Annotated in this window: 18 protein-coding genes; 16 read left to right on the top strand and 2 right to left on the bottom strand. The window is 71.0% G+C overall.

Going from position 1 to position 15785, the window contains the following annotated elements; genetic code table 11:
* Positions 1-94 precede the first annotated feature (94 nt).
* Positions 95-1042: a methylenetetrahydrofolate reductase gene (locus CJ226_RS10320; protein WP_102209097.1), complete on the top strand. Its 948-nt coding sequence runs from the start codon at positions 95-97 to the stop codon at positions 1040-1042.
* 21 nt (positions 1043-1063) lie between these two features.
* Complete coding sequence (gene metE / locus CJ226_RS10325) at positions 1064-3373, top strand: 5-methyltetrahydropteroyltriglutamate--homocysteine S-methyltransferase (protein ID WP_102209098.1); 2310 nt, start codon at positions 1064-1066, stop codon at positions 3371-3373.
* Between the two features lie 82 nt (positions 3374-3455).
* Here the strand turns inward: metE and lexA are convergent, their stop codons facing one another.
* The gene (gene lexA, locus CJ226_RS10330; protein ID WP_025105289.1) at positions 3456-4142 is read right to left on the bottom strand and encodes a transcriptional repressor LexA; all 687 of its coding nucleotides are present in this window, start codon (positions 4140-4142) and stop codon (positions 3456-3458) included.
* A 283-nt stretch (positions 4143-4425) separates the two neighbouring features.
* Here lexA and CJ226_RS10335 point away from each other — a divergent pair, with 283 nt between their 5' ends.
* The 6 genes from CJ226_RS10335 to CJ226_RS10360 all read left to right on the top strand — a co-directional run bounded on the left by CJ226_RS10335 (position 4426) and on the right by CJ226_RS10360 (position 8834).
* Entirely contained in the window at positions 4426-4794 is a 369-nt protein-coding gene (locus CJ226_RS10335; protein WP_025105288.1) for a LysM peptidoglycan-binding domain-containing protein, read from the top strand.
* A gap of 59 nt (positions 4795-4853) precedes the next feature.
* Positions 4854-5948: a histidinol-phosphate transaminase gene (locus CJ226_RS10340; protein WP_180964580.1), complete on the top strand. Its 1095-nt coding sequence runs from the start codon at positions 4854-4856 to the stop codon at positions 5946-5948.
* Positions 5945-6562 (top strand): imidazoleglycerol-phosphate dehydratase HisB, encoded by a 618-nt coding sequence (hisB, locus tag CJ226_RS10345; protein ID WP_025105286.1) that lies wholly within the window; start codon positions 5945-5947, stop codon positions 6560-6562. The genes CJ226_RS10340 and hisB overlap by 4 nt, the downstream gene beginning before the upstream one ends.
* A complete protein-coding gene (gene hisH, locus CJ226_RS10350; protein ID WP_062764639.1) occupies positions 6559-7194 on the top strand; it encodes an imidazole glycerol phosphate synthase subunit HisH in 636 nt (211 codons plus the stop codon). Before hisB ends, hisH begins: the two co-directional genes overlap by 4 nt.
* A gap of 112 nt (positions 7195-7306) precedes the next feature.
* Positions 7307-8053, top strand: coding sequence for a bifunctional 1-(5-phosphoribosyl)-5-((5-phosphoribosylamino)methylideneamino)imidazole-4-carboxamide isomerase/phosphoribosylanthranilate isomerase PriA (gene priA / locus CJ226_RS10355; protein ID WP_025105284.1), 747 nt, complete (start codon positions 7307-7309; stop codon positions 8051-8053).
* Positions 8037-8834, top strand: coding sequence for an SseB family protein (locus CJ226_RS10360; protein ID WP_025105283.1), 798 nt, complete (start codon positions 8037-8039; stop codon positions 8832-8834). Before priA ends, CJ226_RS10360 begins: the two co-directional genes overlap by 17 nt.
* Positions 8835-8852: 18 nt before the next feature.
* Here the strand turns inward: CJ226_RS10360 and CJ226_RS10365 are convergent, their stop codons facing one another.
* The gene (locus CJ226_RS10365) at positions 8853-9251 is read right to left on the bottom strand and encodes a DUF1844 domain-containing protein (RefSeq protein WP_025105282.1); all 399 of its coding nucleotides are present in this window, start codon (positions 9249-9251) and stop codon (positions 8853-8855) included.
* 257 nt (positions 9252-9508) lie between these two features.
* On the opposite strand from CJ226_RS10365, the gene infC reads away from it, so the two are divergent.
* From infC to CJ226_RS10405, 8 genes are all read left to right on the top strand, one after another.
* Positions 9509-10123 (top strand): translation initiation factor IF-3, encoded by a 615-nt coding sequence (infC, locus tag CJ226_RS10370; protein ID WP_102209100.1) that lies wholly within the window; start codon positions 9509-9511, stop codon positions 10121-10123.
* A gap of 72 nt (positions 10124-10195) precedes the next feature.
* Positions 10196-10390: a 50S ribosomal protein L35 gene (rpmI, locus tag CJ226_RS10375; RefSeq protein WP_025105280.1), complete on the top strand. Its 195-nt coding sequence runs from the start codon at positions 10196-10198 to the stop codon at positions 10388-10390.
* Between the two features lie 32 nt (positions 10391-10422).
* Positions 10423-10809, top strand: a complete 387-nt coding sequence (gene rplT / locus CJ226_RS10380; protein ID WP_025105279.1) for a 50S ribosomal protein L20 — start codon at positions 10423-10425, stop codon at positions 10807-10809.
* 88 nt (positions 10810-10897) lie between these two features.
* A complete protein-coding gene (locus CJ226_RS10385) occupies positions 10898-11710 on the top strand; it encodes an RNA methyltransferase (RefSeq protein ID WP_102209101.1) in 813 nt (270 codons plus the stop codon).
* 24 nt (positions 11711-11734) lie between these two features.
* Positions 11735-12406 carry a response regulator transcription factor gene (locus CJ226_RS10390; RefSeq protein ID WP_062636662.1) on the top strand — a complete coding sequence of 224 codons (672 nt, stop codon included), beginning with the start codon at positions 11735-11737 and terminating at the stop codon, positions 12404-12406.
* A gap of 3 nt (positions 12407-12409) precedes the next feature.
* The gene (locus tag CJ226_RS10395) at positions 12410-13783 is read left to right on the top strand and encodes an ATP-binding protein (RefSeq protein ID WP_102209102.1); all 1374 of its coding nucleotides are present in this window, start codon (positions 12410-12412) and stop codon (positions 13781-13783) included.
* Positions 13780-14742, top strand: a complete 963-nt coding sequence (locus CJ226_RS10400) for a TAXI family TRAP transporter solute-binding subunit (RefSeq protein WP_062636666.1) — start codon at positions 13780-13782, stop codon at positions 14740-14742. The genes CJ226_RS10395 and CJ226_RS10400 overlap by 4 nt, the downstream gene beginning before the upstream one ends.
* 262 nt (positions 14743-15004) lie before the next feature.
* The gene (locus tag CJ226_RS10405; RefSeq protein ID WP_025105274.1) at positions 15005-15751 is read left to right on the top strand and encodes an amino acid ABC transporter ATP-binding protein; all 747 of its coding nucleotides are present in this window, start codon (positions 15005-15007) and stop codon (positions 15749-15751) included.
* Positions 15752-15785: the final 34 nt, after the last annotated feature.

Raw genomic sequence — 15785 nt, forward strand, 5'->3', positions numbered from 1 at the left:
CCGGGCGTGGAGCGACAGCCGAGCCCGGCACCCGCCCGCGAACGACGTGCTCTTCGTCGTGCGCGGACCCCGGCCCCTGTCCCCTGGAGAGAAGATGTCTTCCACGTTCGACGCCTCCCACGCCTCCCGCGTGCCGTTCTCCTTCGAGCTCTACCCGCCGCGCTCGGAGTCGAGCCAGGAGGCCCTGCATGAGACCGTCCGTCGTCTCGCCGCGGCCGGCCCGGAGTTCCTGTCGGTGACCTACGGTGCCGGCGGCTCGACCGGCGGCCGCTCGCTCGATGTGCTGCGCTTCATCCGGGAGCACACCGACGTCGAACCCCTCGCTCATCTCACGTGCGTCGGCAACACCTACGCCGGCGCCACCGCGCTCATCCGGGAGTTCCTCGACGCCGGGATCCTCCGCTTCCTCGCCCTGCGCGGAGACCCGCCCGCCGGGCAGAGCGAGCCCTTCCTCGGCGACCTGGAGAGCGCGGCCCAGCTCGTGCAGCTCATCGATCGCGTCCAGGCCGAGCGCGCGCCGTACCAGGAGTCTCCGGTCCCCGGTCTCCCCGGAGCCGCGCTCGTCGCCCCGCGGCAGAAGGTCGACATCGCGGTCGCCGCCTTCCCGAAGGGGCACCCCCGGGCCACGCACCGCACGCAGGATGTCGAGGCGCTGCTCGCCAAGCAGGCCGCGGGCGCGACCTTCGCCATCACGCAGCTCTTCTTCCACCCCGATGACTACCTCGCCTTCGTGGAGCGCGCCCGCGCCGGAGGCGTCACCATCCCGATCCTCCCCGGCATCATGCCGATCACGTCGCCGGCCCGGCTGGCCCGGGTGCTGGAGCTGACCGGGGAGGACCTGCCCAGCGAACTCGCGATCGCCCTCGATGTCGAGCCGACCGCCGAGGGGCGGCGGGAGATCGGGATCTCCTGGGCCGCGCGCCTCGCCGCCGACGTCGTCGCCGGCGGGGCCCCCGGCGTGCATCTGTACGCCTTCAACCAGCACGAGACCGTCCTGACCGTCCTCGCCGAAGCCGGCATCGTCCCGGCGCTCCGGCACTAGTCCCCGCCGAAAGGAAACACCATGACCGCATTCCCCGAGGGCACCATCCTCGGCTACCCCCGCATCGGCCGTCGCCGCGAGCTCAAGAAGGCCGTCGAGGCGTTCTGGGCCGGCCGCATCGACGAGCAGGAGCTGGAGCGGACGGCCGCGGAACTGCGCGCGGCGACCCGCGAGCGTCTGGCCTCGCTCGGTCTCGGTCGCACGGACTCGGCCATCCCGGAGTCCTTCTCCTTCTACGACCAGGTCCTCGACGCCGCCGTCACGGTCGGCGCGATCCCCGCCCGCTTCGACGACCTCCGCGAGGCCGACGGGTCGATCGGACTCTCCGCCCTGTTCACCGTCGCCCGCGGCGAGGGCGAGCGGGCGCCGCTGGAGATGACGAAGTGGTTCGACTCGAACTACCACTACCTCGTGCCGGAGATCGGTCCGGAGACGGTGTTCTCCCTCGCCAGCGACCGCCTGGTGCGCGAGGTCGCCGAGGCCGTCGCCGCCGGCTTCGTCCCGCGTCCCGTGGTCGTCGGACCGGTCACGCTGCTGGCGCTCGCGAAGGCGTCGGACGACGCGCCGGAGGGCTTCGAGCCGCTCTCGCGGCTGGAGGACGTCCTGCCGGTCTACGTCGAGCTGCTCGCCCGTCTGCGCGCCGCGGGCGCCGAATGGGTGCAGCTCGACGAGCCCGCCCTCGTGAGCGAGTCCCTGCCGGCGACCACCGCACAGCTCGCCTCCGCCGCGGAGCGCGCGCTCGGGGTGCTCGGGAACGCCGAAGAGCGTCCCTCGATCCTCGTCGCGGCGCCGTACGCGAGCCTCGGCGAGACCTTCGCGACCGTGGCCGCCGCCCCCGTCGAGGCCATCGCCGTGGATCTCGTGCGCGGCACGGTGCCCGACGCGGTGCCGGGCCTCGAGGGCAAGACCCTCGTCGGCGGTGTGATCGACGGTCACAACATCTGGCGTGGCGACCTCTCCGCGGCGTTCGACTCTCTGGAGGCGCTCCGCGCGCTCGGAGCCCCGGTGGCGGCATCGACCTCGACCTCGTTGCTGCACGTGCCGCACGACGTGGAGGACGAGACGGCGCTGGACGCGCGCCTGGTGTCCTGGCTCGCCTTCGCGGATCAGAAGGTGCAGCAGGTCGTGACCCTCGCCCGCGGCCTGTCCGAAGGGCGCACGGCGATCGGGGCCGAGCTGGACGCCGCGACCGCTGCGCTGCAGGACCGCCTGACCGCACCCGGCGTGCGCGACGGTGCGGTGCGTTCCCGTGCGCTGAGCGACGCCGACTTCGCCCGTGCCCCGTACCAGGAGCGGGAGGAGGCGCAGAACGCCCTCGGCCTGCCGGCGCTGCCCCTGACGACGATCGGCTCCTTCCCGCAGACCGGCGACATCCGTCGCGCCCGGGCCCAGTTCCTCCGCGGCGAGATCCCCGAGGACGACTACGAGGAGTTCCTGCGCCGTGAGGTCGCCGCGGTCGTCTCCCTGCAGGAGGACCTCGGTCTCGACGTCCTCGTGCACGGTGAGCCGGAGCGCAACGACATGGTGCAGTACTTCGCGGAGAACCTCGACGGCTTCGCGGTCACGCAGCACGGCTGGGTGCAGTCGTACGGCTCGCGAGCCACGCGCCCGTCGATCCTCTGGGGAGACGTCTCGCGTCCCGCGCCCATCACGGTCGCCTGGTCGGCGTACGCGCAGTCGCTCACGGCGAAGCACATGAAGGGGATGCTCACGGGCCCCGTCACGATCCTCGCGTGGTCCTTCGTCCGCGACGACCAGCCGCTGGGGGAGACGGCGAACCAGGTGGCGCTGGCGCTCCGCGACGAGATCGCCGACCTGGAGGCCGCGGGCATCCAGGTGATCCAGGTCGACGAGCCGGCGCTCCGGGAGCTGCTCCCGCTGAAGCAGGCCGACCAGCCGGCGTACCTCGACTGGTCCGTCGCCTCATTCCGTCTGGCCACGGGCGGCGCTGCGGCGGCGACCCAGGTGCACACCCACCTCTGTTACTCGGAGTTCGGCGTCGTGATCGACGCGATCCGTGCGCTCGACGCGGACGTCACGTCCATCGAGGCGGCCCGGAGCCGCATGGAGGTCGTCGCGGACATCGCCGAGGTGGGCTTCGACCACGGCATCGGCCCCGGCGTGTACGACATCCACTCGCCGCGCGTGCCCACCGTGGAGGAGGTCGAGTCCCTGCTGCGGCGCGCGGTGGAGGAGATCCCGCTCCGGCAGCTCTGGGTGAACCCGGACTGCGGTCTGAAGACCCGTGGATACGCCGAGACCACGGCGTCGCTGCGGAACATCGTCGAGGCCACGCGGCGCGTGCGCGAGGACGTGGTGGTCACCGCCTGACGCGGTCGTCCCCGGACACACGAAGGCCCTCCCGGTGCGCCCGGGAGGGCCTTCGTCCTCGTCTCACCGACGATGCGGTGACTCAGACGGCGCGCATGACCGCGACGACCTTGCCGAGCACGACCGCCTCGTCGCCCAGGATCGGCTCGAAGGCAGAGTTGCGGGGAAGCAGCCACGTGTGGCCGTCGCGACGACGGAGCACCTTGACGGTGGCCTCGCCGTCGAGCATGGCAGCCACGATCTCGCCGTTCTCCGCCGTGTTCTGCGAGCGCACGACGACCCAGTCGCCGTCGCAGATGGCGGCGTCGATCATCGACTCCCCGGAGACCTTGAGCATGAACAGGTCGCCCTTGCCGACGAGCTGCCGGGGGAGCGGGAAGATCTCCTCGACCTGCTGGTCGGCCGTGATCGGCACGCCCGCGGCGATCCGCCCCACCAGCGGGACCAGGGCGGCGTCGCCCACGGGGGTCGCCACGTCCGCCGGGTTCTCCGCGCCGGTGCCGGGCAGATCGATGAGGACCTCCATGGCGCGCGTCTTGCCCGGGTCGCGACGCAGGTAGCCGCTGAGCTCGAGCTGACCGAGCTGGTGGGTGACGCTGGACAGCGACTTGAGTCCGACGGCGTCGCCGATCTCGCGCATGCTCGGCGGATAGCCGTTCTGCGCGATCGAGGCCTGGATGACCTCGAGGATCGCCATCTGCTTCGGGCTGAGGCTCTTGCGACGGCGGGTGCGCGGCGCCTCGGACTCGAGGGCTGAGGTGTCGCTCATGGTGCTCCTTCACTGCGTGATCCGACGTGCCGCTTCGAATGTCGGTGGCCCGTGGTGGGGTGTCCTTATCGAAACCGTATCCGAGAAAAGCGCCGATCTGGAAGATCTGTTCGAGCGTGTCGGCCGATTCGCGGGGCGTGGTTTCGAAGACAGCTTGACAGACGTTCGAACTCGAAGATATCTTCGGAACGTAGCTTCGCATCCACGGCTCCCGGCCGAGGCGCGGATGCGAAAGCTACGCCAACCTCCCCGGGCTCCGGCACCGGGACAGTAAGGAGCAGACATGAGCAGCATCAGCCTCAGCACCGCGACCGCCCTCCCGGCATCGGCCCGTCCGGCCACCCGGCTGCGGATCACGGCACGCGGCCGTCGCACTCTGCTCGCGCTCGCGTCCGTCCCGCTCGCGGCGGGCATCGCCTTCGCCGCCCTCAGCGGAGGCAGCGCGACCGCCTCCGGCGCGGATGCGCCGGCCGTCTCCGTCGAGACCGTCACGGTCATGCCCGGCGACACCCTCTGGTCGATCGCGAGCAGCATCGCTCCCGAGGCCGACCCGCGGGATGTCATCGGTGAGATCACCCGCATGAATCTGCTGCGCGGCGGGGAGCTCCAGGTCGGCCAGGAGCTCGCACTGCCGGCGCGGTACACCGACTGACGCCGAGTCCTCCCGGCCGAATCGTCACGATGGCCTCGGCTCTCCCTGCTCCTCTTAAGATGGGAAGGGTGACCTTCTCCCTCAACGATCTCCCGCTCCGCGACGATCTGCGCGGACTCACCCCGTACGGAGCGCCGCAGGCCCCGCTGCCGGTGGCGCTGAACGTCAACGAGAACACGCATCCGGTTCCCGACGAGGTCGCGAGCGACATCCTCGATGACATCGCCGTGGCGATCCGAGACGTGAACCGGTACCCGGACCGCGAGTTCACGACACTGCGGGAGGCGTTCGCCGACTACCTGGGTCACGGCCTCACGCCGGAGCAGATCTGGGCGGGCAACGGGTCCAACGAGGTGCTGCAGCACATCTTCCAGGCGTTCGGCGGGCCGGGACGCACGGCCTTCGGATTCGCTCCCACGTACTCCATGTACCCGCTCATCGCGAAGGGGACGGGAGCGTCCTGGATCGCGGGCACCCGTCAGCCCGACTACACGGTCACCCCGGAGGAGGCGGCGCAGCAGGTGCGCGCGGCCGACCCCGACATCGTGATCCTCTGCTCGCCGAACAACCCGACCGGCACCCCGCTGGGGCTCGACGTGGTGGAGGCCGTCTACGAGGCGGCCCGCGGCGTCGTGATCGTCGACGAGGCCTACCAGGAGTTCGCGCCGCGGGATGCGGCGTCGGCCCTCACCCTGCTGGAAGGACGGCCGCGGCTCGCCGTCTCCCGAACGATGAGCAAGGCCTTCGCCTTCGCCGGCGCCCGCGTCGGCTACCTCGCTGCCGACCCGGCGTTGATCGACGCGCTCCGGCTCGTGCGACTGCCGTACCACCTGAGCGCTCTGACGCAGGCCGCCGCGGTCGCCGCCCTCCGCAACGCCGACGTCATGCTCGGCATGGTGCAGGAGATCGTGGAGCAGCGGGACCGCATCACGGCGACGCTCGAAGCCCTCGGGTACACCCCGCACCTCTCGTGGTCCAACTTCGTGCTGTTCGGCGGCGTCGCGGATCCGCAGGCGACGTGGCAGCAGCTGTACGACCGCGGCGTGCTCGTCCGCGACGTCGGCATCCCCGGCCACCTGCGCGTCAGCGCCGGCACGGAGGCGGAGACGACGGCGTTCCTGGACGCCCTGGCCTCGATAGGATCGGCATCATGACCATCCCCGCGCCCACCGCACGCACCGCGAGCCGCGTGCGCAGCACGTCGGAGTCCACCGTCGAGGTCGAGCTGAACCTCGACGGCACCGGTGCGAGCCGCATCGACACCTCGGTGCCGTTCTTCGACCACATGCTCACGGCGTTCGCGAAGCACTCGCTGACGGATCTCACCGTGCGGGCCTCTGGGGACACCCACATCGACGCGCACCACACCGTGGAGGACGTCTCGATCGTGCTCGGCCAGGCGATCCTGGCCGCCCTCGGAGACAAGTCCGGCATCTCCCGGTACGGCGACGCCCTCGTCCCCCTGGACGAGGCGCTCGCGCAGGCGGTCGTCGACATCTCTGGCCGTCCGTACCTCGTGCACGAGGGGGAGCCCGCGGGCTTCGAGCACCACCTGATCGGCGGGCACTTCACAGGGTCCCTCGTGCGGCACGTCTTCGAGGCCATCACCTTCAACGCCGCGCTGACCGTGCACGTGCGGGTGCTGAGCGGGCGCGACCCGCACCACATCGCCGAGGCCGAGTTCAAGGCGTTCGCGCGGGCGTTCCGGCAGGCGAAGGCCCTGGATCCTCTCGTCGACGGCATCCCGTCGACCAAGGGGGCGCTGTGAGCGCCGCGCCGCGGGTCGCCGTCTTCGACTACGAGTCCGGCAACGTCCACTCCGCGGTGAAGGCGCTCGTCGCCGCGGGAGCCGATGCCGTGCTGACCCGCGACCGCGCCGAGGCGCTGGAGGCCGACGGGTTCGTCGTGCCCGGTGTGGGCGCCTTCCAGGCCGTGCGGGATGCGCTGCACGCCCACGGCGGCGACGAGATCATCGGCCGTCGTCTCGCGGGGGGCCGACCGGTGCTCGGCATCTGCGTCGGCATGCAGGTGCTGTTCGAGCACGGCGTCGAGCGGGGGCACGACACCGCGGGCCTCGGCGAGTGGCCGGGTGCTGTGACGGAGCTCGACGCCCCGGTCCTGCCGCACATGGGCTGGAACACGGTCGAGCCGGGGGAGGACACCGTCCTGTTCCGCGGCATCGAGCAGGAGCGCTTCTACTTCGTGCACTCCTATGCCGCGCAGTCCTGGGAGCTCGACGTGATCCCGCCGTTCCCGCAGCCCGTGCTCACGTGGGCGACCTACGGCGGCCCCTTCCTCGCGGCCGTCGAGAACGGCCCGCTCTCGGCGACGCAGTTCCACCCGGAGAAGTCCGGGGACGCCGGCATCCAGCTGCTTCGGAACTGGGTGCAGAGCCTCTGACGCCCCGCTGCGTCGGCGCCCGGCGTCACGCGGTTTGTCCCGCGCCCCGCGGCGGACTACCCTCGTCTCTCGTGCCCGCTCGGGCCGCAGACCCACCCGAACCAAGGACCCCATGAACGACTTCGCGCAGTCCCCCTCGCTCACGCTCCTTCCCGCGGTCGATGTCGCCGGCGGCAAGGCGGTCCGTCTCACGCAGGGGGAGGCCGGGACCGAGACGAGCTACGGCGACCCGCTCGACGCGGCAGGGGAGTGGGTGTCGCAGGGGGCCTCCTGGATCCACCTCGTCGACCTCGACGCGGCGTTCGGACGCGGCAGCAACGCGCCGATCCTGCGCAAGGTCATCAAGCAGTTCAAGAACGTCAACGTCGAGCTCTCCGGCGGCATCCGGGACGACGCGAGCCTGGAGGCCGCTCTGGAGAGCGGCGCCGCCCGCATCAACCTCGGCACCGCCGCTCTGGAGAACCCCGAGTGGGCGGCCGACGTGATCAGCCGCTTCGGTGAGGCGATCGCCGTCGGCCTCGACGTCCGCGGCACGACCCTCGCGGCGCGCGGCTGGACGAAGGAGGGCGGCGACCTCTGGGAGGTGCTCGAGCGCCTCGAGGACGCCGGCTGCAGCCGTTACGTCGTTACCGACGTGACCAAGGACGGCACGCTGCGCGGCCCGAACCTGGAGCTCCTGCGCGAGGTGACCTCGCGCACGCCGAAGCCGGTCGTCGCGTCCGGCGGCATCTCGAACCTCGACGACATCGCCGCGCTGCGCGACCTCGTGCCCCTGGGCGTCGAGGGCGCCATCGTCGGGAAGGCTCTGTACGCGGGCGCCTTCACGCTCGCGGAGGCCCTGGATGTCGCCGGAGACTGATCCGCACGCCTGCGGTCCGGAGTCGCACAACCGGGCCGATTCCGCCGGCGTCCCCTGGGAGGGGCGCAGCTTCGAGTCGAATCCGCACGCGGCCGACGACGGCTCGGCGGACCCCGCTCTGCTCGCCGCGCTGCACCGCTTCCGTGCGGGCGAGGGGAGTCAGGCCGAGGTCGTCGACGCGTTCCGCTCCGCCCGGGTGCTCGTGCCCCTGATCGCGGAGAAGGGCGAGGAGGGCGTGGCGCCCAGCGGTCTCGCGGTGGACAAGACGCAGGAGCTCTCGATCGTCACCGTGGCCGCACCGGACGGGCGCCGCGTCCAGCCGGTGTTCTCGTCGGTCGAGACGATGCAGCGCTGGGACCCGTCGGCCCGCCCCATCCCGGTCGAGGCCGTTCGCGCGGCCCTGGCCGCGTCGTCGGAGGACACCGATCTCATCGTGCTGGACCCCACGTCCGACACCGAGTTCGTGATCCGCCGCCCCGCCGTCTGGGCCGTGGCACAGGGGCACGCATGGGAGCCGAGCTTCCTCTCTCCCGAGGTCGTCACCGCCCTCCGGGAGAGCATCGCCCACGAACTCGCCGTGATCGACGTCTCCGTCGCGCCGGGTGACCCGGACGCGCGCCTCCGCGGACCGGAGCTCATCGTGGTCCTGGAACTCGTCGACGGCCTGGAGCGAGAAGTCCTGGATGCCGTGCTCGCGCGGCTCGCTCAGCGCTGGGCGGCGGACGACCGGATCGCCGTCCTCGCCGACTCGCTGACGGTCAAGCTCCGCCGCAGCATCTGAGGCGGAACGTCGGCCGGATCAGGTGACGGGGCCGGTCCACTTCTCGCCCGGGCCCTTGCCGATCGGGTCGGGGATGGTCGAGGCCTCGCGGAAGGCGAGCTGCAGCGACCGGAGGCCGTCGCGCAGTGACCGGGCGTGCATGTCGCTGATCTCCGGCGCTCCAGCGGTGATGAGCCCCGCGAGGGCGTTGATGAGCTTGCGCGCCTCGTCCAGGTCGAGCTGGGCCGCGGCGTCCGGGTCGTCCGCGAGACCGAGCTTCACGGCTGCCGCGCTCATGAGGTGCACGGCGGCGGTCGTGATCACCTCGACGGCCGGGACGTCGGCGATGTCACGGACGGCCGAGGAGGCTGCCTCTTCCTGCCGAGCCCATCGCTCCTCGCGCTCGCGGGCCGCCTCGTCCGATGCCTGGTTCGTCACTTCGCCTTGCTTTCTGTTAGACTTTGGCGGGCTCCGGAGCGTCGTGCTCCGGAACGAAAGAGGATTCACTTCCCACCCGCGCTTGCCGTTCCAGGCTACCGGGTCTTGCGCTCCGCCGGCTCCGCTCGTCACGAGGGGACCGGTAGACAGGGTGCGGAGCCGGCGTCTGAGAGCCGGCGGGTGGGGGACGACTCCGATTTCGCCCGGGATGCAGACAGCATCGCGGTGGCCGAACCACATCGTCTAAGGAGCTCCGCATCAGCGATCCCCGTACCAATGAGCGCATCCGCGTCCCCGAGGTCCGCCTCGTCGGCCCCGCGGGTGAGCAGATCGGCGTTGTCCGCATCGAGGCAGCGCTGCGTCTCGCCCAGGAAGCCGATCTCGACCTCGTCGAGGTCGCCCCGAACTCGAAGCCGCCCGTCGTCAAGATCATGGACTACGGCAAGTTCAAGTACGAGGCCGCGCAGAAGGAAAAGGAAGCGCGTCGCAACCAGGCGAACACGATCCTCAAGGAAGTCCGCTTCCGTCTGAAGATCGAGGCGCACGACTACACGACGAAGCTCAAGCGCGCCGAGGGCTTCCTCAAGGCCGGCGACAAGGTCAAGGCCATGATCCTCTTCCGCGGTCGCGAGCAGTCGCGCCCGGAGCAGGGTGTCCGTCTGCTGCGCAAGTTCGCCGAGGACGTCGCCGAGTTCGGCACGGTCGAGTCGAACCCGACCATCGACGGCCGCAACATGGTGATGGTCGTCGCGCCGCACAAGAGCAAGTCCGAGGCGAAGCAGGAGCAGAACGCCGTGCGCGCCGCGAACAAGCAGGCCGCGCGCGACGCGAAGAACGACGCGGACGCCTCCGCGGACGCCAAGGCGGAGTAGGTCCGCCCCCAGAACTCCCGCACCGCGGGTTGACACCGTCGCCTGAGAAGGCGCCATACGAAGGAAGAGAAGATGCCGAAGCAGAAGACCCACTCGGGTGCTAAGAAGCGCTTCAAGATCACCGGCAGCGGCAAGCTGAAGAAGCAGCAGGCCGGGATGCGCCACAACCTCGAGCACAAGTCGAGCCGTCGCACCCGTCGTCTGAACCAGGACCAGGTGCTCGCGAAGGCGGACTTCAAGGTCGCGAAGAAGCTTCTCGGTCGCTGACGCGCCCGATCGCAGGATAGGAACACAGGAAAATGGCAAGAGTCAAGCGGGCGGTCAACGCCCACAAGAAGCGTCGGGTCATCCTCGAGCGCGCCTCCGGCTACCGCGGTCAGCGTTCGCGCCTCTACCGGAAGGCCAAGGAGCAGGTCATCCACTCCCTGGTCTACTCGTACCGGGACCGCCGCAAGCGCAAGGGCGACTTCCGTCGTCTGTGGATCCAGCGCATCAACGCTGCGGCCCGCCAGAACGGCATGACGTACAACCGCTTCATCCAGGGCCTGGGCCTCGCGGGTGTCACGGTCGACCGTCGCATGCTCGCCGACCTCGCGGTGAACGACGCCGCGACGTTCGCGACGCTGGTCGAGACGGCGAAGAAGGCTCTGCCCTCCGACGTCAACGCGCCGAAGTCCGCGGCGTAAGCATCTCGCTTCCGAACGGGCGTCTTCCTCCGGGAAGGCGCCCGTTCCGCGTATCCGGGCGGTGTCGGGCTGACCGTAGACTGAGTTCGTGCTGGAGAACCCCCGTTCCCCCCGAGTCCGTGCCGTCGCCAAGCTGACCAAGCGCAGCGCGCGCACCGAGACCGGTCTTTTCCTGCTGGAAGGTCCGCAGTCCGTCCGCGAGGCGCTGACGTACCGCCCGGACGCGATCGTCGAGCTCTTCGCGACCCCGCACGGCTGGGAGAAGCACGCGGACATCCGCGCGAAGGCGGCGGACGCCGACGTCGAGGTCGAGTACGTGAGCGAGGACGTGCTCAACGCGATGGCCGACACGGTGACGCCCCAGGGACTCGTCGCGGTGGTCCGCCAGACGCCGACCTCGGTCCGCGAGATCTTCGACGGCACGCCGCGCCTCATCGCGATCTGCGAGGAGGTGCGCGACCCCGGCAACCTGGGCACGATCATCCGCGCGGCGGATGCGGCGGGCGCCGACGCGGTGGTGCTGACCGGCCGCACCGTCGACCCGTACAACCCCAAGGTGGTTCGGGCGACGACCGGCTCGCTCTTCCACCTCCCGGTCTCGGTGGGCGGCGAGCTCGAAGAGGTCGTCCGGCGTGCACACGACGCGGGAATGCAGATCCTCGCGGCGGACGTGAAGGGGGACGACCTCCTCGCCGCACGCGCCGACGGCGTCCTCGGCGAGCCGACCGCGTGGCTGTTCGGCAACGAGGCGCGCGGGCTCGAGGACGAGGCTCTGACCAGGGCCGACCGGGTGCTCCGGCTGCCGATCTTCGGGCGGGCGGAGTCGCTGAACCTGGCCACCGCGGCGAGCGTGTGCCTGTACGAGAGTGCGTTCGCCCAACGCGCGGCTCCGGCCGGCTGAGCGGGTGAGGCGGGGCGCGGGGAGATGAGGATTCTGATCGTCGAGGACGACGAGCGGGTGGCGGGGGCCTTGCAGGCCTTCCTCGCGCGCTCGGGCTATGCCACCGTGCACGCGGCCGACGGGACCGCGGCGCTGGAACACCTCGATGCCGACACCGAGGTCGTGCTGCTCGACCTCGGGCTGCCGGATGTCGACGGCATCGACCTCTGCCGCCGCATCCGCGGGCGCTCCGACGTGCCGATCGTCATCGTCACCGCGCGCAACCAGGTCGCCGAGCGCATCAAGGGACTGCGCGCCGGTGCCGACGACTTCGTGGTGAAGCCCTACGACGTGCACGAGCTCCTGGCACGGATCGAGGCGGTCACCCGGCGGTCGCGGCCGCTGCGGACGGAGCCGGACACCCGCGTGCTGCTGCATGGCGGCGCGGTGCAGATCGACCTCGTCGCGCGGGAGGTGCAGGTCGGCGGGGTGCCGCTGGCGCTCACCCGCAAGGAGTTCGACATCGTGGGCGTGCTCGCGCGGTATCCGGGTGTCGCGGTGCCGAAGGAGCGCCTCATCCGCGAGGTCTGGAACACCGACTGGCGCGGCTTCGGCCACTCGCTGGAAGTGCATGTGGCGGCCATCCGGAAGAAGAGCCGCGACCGCGCGTTCATCGAGACCGTGCGCGGCGTCGGCTACCGGCTCGCGGGGTCCTGACGCGTGCGCCGCCGCCTGACCGTCGTCTTCCTCGTGCCGCTGATCGTGGTGCTCCTCGCTCTCGGCGGCGTGACCGGGTGGAGCGCGGCTCGCAGCGTCCAGCAGTCGTTCTACGCCGAGCATCTCGGCGACCTGGGGTACTTCGCGACGAGCGCCCGACAGGCGCTGCGCTCCGGGAGTCCGGCGGTGATGGACGCCGAGGTCCGCCGCTTCCAGGAGGTCTACGGGATCGAGGTGACCGTGTTCGATCTCACCGGCAGCCCGTGGGCGGCGGGGGATCACGGCGACACGGTCCTGTCGGAGGGGGATGCGCAGCGGGTGCGGCTGGCGCTCTCCGGACGCCGCGCCGAGCAGCCGACCTCTTCCGCGTGGATCGTGTCCGATGCGGCGCTCGTGGAGCCGGTGTTCGACGACGGCGACGTGATCGGCGCCGTGCTCGTGACCGGAGGCACCCAGACGCCGCAGACCGTCATCCTCCGGCAGACGCTCGTGCTCGGCCTCATCGTCGTGCTGCTGTGCGCGCTCGGCATCCTCCTGGTCGCCGGGCTGGCCCGTTGGGTGCTCTCCCCGGTGCGCCGCCTCGACGAGACGATGGCGGCGATCGAGCGGGGGGAGATGGACGCGCGGGTGGCCGAGGGCACCGGACCGCCCGAGCTGCGGCGCATGACGCGGGTGTTCAACGGCATGGCCGACGAGATCGAGCGCGTCATGACCCGCCAGCAGGAGTTCGCGCTGAACGCCTCGCACGAGTTGCGGAATCCGCTCAACGCGCTGCTGCTGCGCGTCGAGCACCTCGCGACGGGTCTGGGACGCGAGTGGGACCACGACGTGGAGGAGACCAGGGAGGAGGGCCGGCGGATGACCCGCATCCTGGAGACCCTCCTCGGGCTCGCCCGCGGCGGTCGCACCGACTCCACCATGTCGGCGGTCGATCTCGCCGCCGTCGCCGGCCGCCGGGTCGAGGCCTGGCAGGAGGTGGCGGCGCAGCGGGCCATCGTGCTGCGCCGGACGGGGGAGTCGTCGGTCATGACGATCACCGACCGCACCATCGTGGAGAGCGCGCTCGACGCCGCGATCGACAACGCGGTGAAGTACTCGCCGGAGGGCTCGTCGATCGAGGTCGGCGCGCAGCGCGCGGGTGACGAATGCCGTCTCACCGTGCGCGACCACGGCCCCGGACTGTCGCCGGAGGATGCGTCGGCGGCGGCCGATCGCTTCTGGCGGAGCGCGGACAGCGGCGACATGCCGGGGACCGGGCTCGGGCTGGCGATCGCGACCGACCTCCTCGCGACGGTCGGGGGCGAGCTGCGGGTGCAGGGGGCCGACGGCGGCGGGCTCCTCGTGGCCCTCGTCGTCCCCGCGGAGGCGGCGGCATGAGCGCGTGGGGACGGCGTGTCGTCGCCGGCATGCTCGCGCTCGTCACCGCAGTCGGGCTGAGCGCGTGCAGCCCGCGCTCTGCGGACTGGACGGAGACCGTCGCCGTGCTCGCCGCGGGCAGTCCCACCGGTGTCTACCACGACTACGGCAGCCACCTCGCGGCCGAGCTGTCGCGTGAGCTCGACGTCGACCTCACGGCGGAGGTGACGGCGGGATCGGTGGACAACCTGTTGCGCGTGAGCGCGGGGGAGGCCCTCCTCGGCTTCGCGCAGGGTGATGCGGCGGCGGACGCGGTGGCCGGGACGGGCGCCTTCACCGAGGCCGTGGACGTACAGGCGATCGCCCGTCTCTACGACGAGTACCTGCAGATCGTCGTGCGCGACGACTCGGCCCTGGACGACCTGGCCGACCTCTCCGGGCGGAGGATCTCCCTCGGAGCCGAGAACTCGGGGGTGAACGTCATCGCCACCCGGGTGCTCCACGCGGCTGGCGTCGCCGCCGACGCGATCGACGATCCGCAGCTCGACCTCGGCGGGTCCATCGCCGCCATGGAGCGCGGCGAGATCGACGGCTTCTTCTGGGTGGGCGGGTTGCCGACGCCCGGAATCGCGGACCTCGCGGAGACCGTGGACGTGCGCCTGCTCCCGGTCGAGCAGGACTGGGTGAACGCGGTCAACGAGCGGTACTCCCACGCGTACCGGCCCGCCGACGTGCCTGCGGGCACCTACGGACTCGACGTCTCGGTGACGACGATGGCGGTGCCGAACTACCTCGTCACCGCCGGGAGCACCCCGCCCGGCGTCGTCCACGATCTCGTCGCGGGCCTGTTCGCGGCGCGTACCGCGCTCGCGGCCGATGTGCCGGCGGCGGCGCTGCTGGACCGCCGGTCGGCGATCTTCACCGGACCGGTGCCCCTGCACCCCGGCGCGGAGCAGTACTACCGCGATCTGCGCCGGTGACCGGCGCCCCCTCAAGAAATCCTCAAGATCCCTGACAGCCCTGCGCGGGCTCTGCCAGGGTGAGGTCGATCGCACACGATCGGACACCTGCTGCCTGCTGTCGCTGGGAGCGTGGCAGCAGGGCGATCCCGCGGCCCGAGGGGGCGGGCCGTGGGGTGCCCCTGCGAGGATGCATTGGCGCCGCGATCAGGTGATTACGAACGTGTAAACCTCACCGTGGTGCCTGGAACCGCGCGCATCGCGTGGCTAGTTTGGAGAAATGATGACCTCTGAAACCCCGCTCGTCGTCGTCGAGAACGTCCAGAAGCACTATGGCGAGTTCCAGGCGCTCAGCGACATCGACCTCACCGTCAACGCGGGGGAGGTCGTCGTCGTGATCGGCCCCTCCGGCTCGGGCAAGTCGACGCTCTGCCGCACGATCAACCGTCTGGAGACGATCACCAGCGGCTCGATCCGCATCGACGGCAAGGAACTGCCCGCGGAGGGCAAGGCGCTCGCGCACCTGCGCGCCGACGTCGGCATGGTCTTCCAGTCCTTCAACCTCTTCGCGCACCTCACGATCCTCGAGAACGTGACGCTCGGCCCGATCAAGGTCCGCGGCCTGAAGAAGTCCGACGCCGAGGCGGAAGCCATGATGCTCCTCAAGCGCGTCGGCGTCGCGCAGCAGGCGAACAAGCTCCCCGCGCAGCTCTCCGGCGGCCAGCAGCAGCGGGTCGCGATCGCACGGGCCCTCGCCATGCAGCCGAAGGTCATGCTCTTCGACGAGCCGACCAGCGCGCTCGACCCGGAGATGATCAACGAGGTCCTCGACGTCATGGTCGAGCTCGCCCAGGAGGGCATGACGATGATCGTCGTCACCCACGAGATGGGCTTCGCCCGCAAAGCGGCCGATCGCGTCGTCTTCATGGCGGACGGCCGGATCGTCGAGGAGGCCAAGCCCGAGGAGTTCTTCACGAACCCGAAGAGCGACCGCGCCAAGGACTTCCTCTCGAAGCTCCTCACGCACTGACTTTCCAGACCCCGCACCCACAGCACAGCACACG

This window comes from Microbacterium sp. UMB0228 (genome assembly GCF_002871415.1).
Classification (GTDB): domain Bacteria; phylum Actinomycetota; class Actinomycetes; order Actinomycetales; family Microbacteriaceae; genus Microbacterium.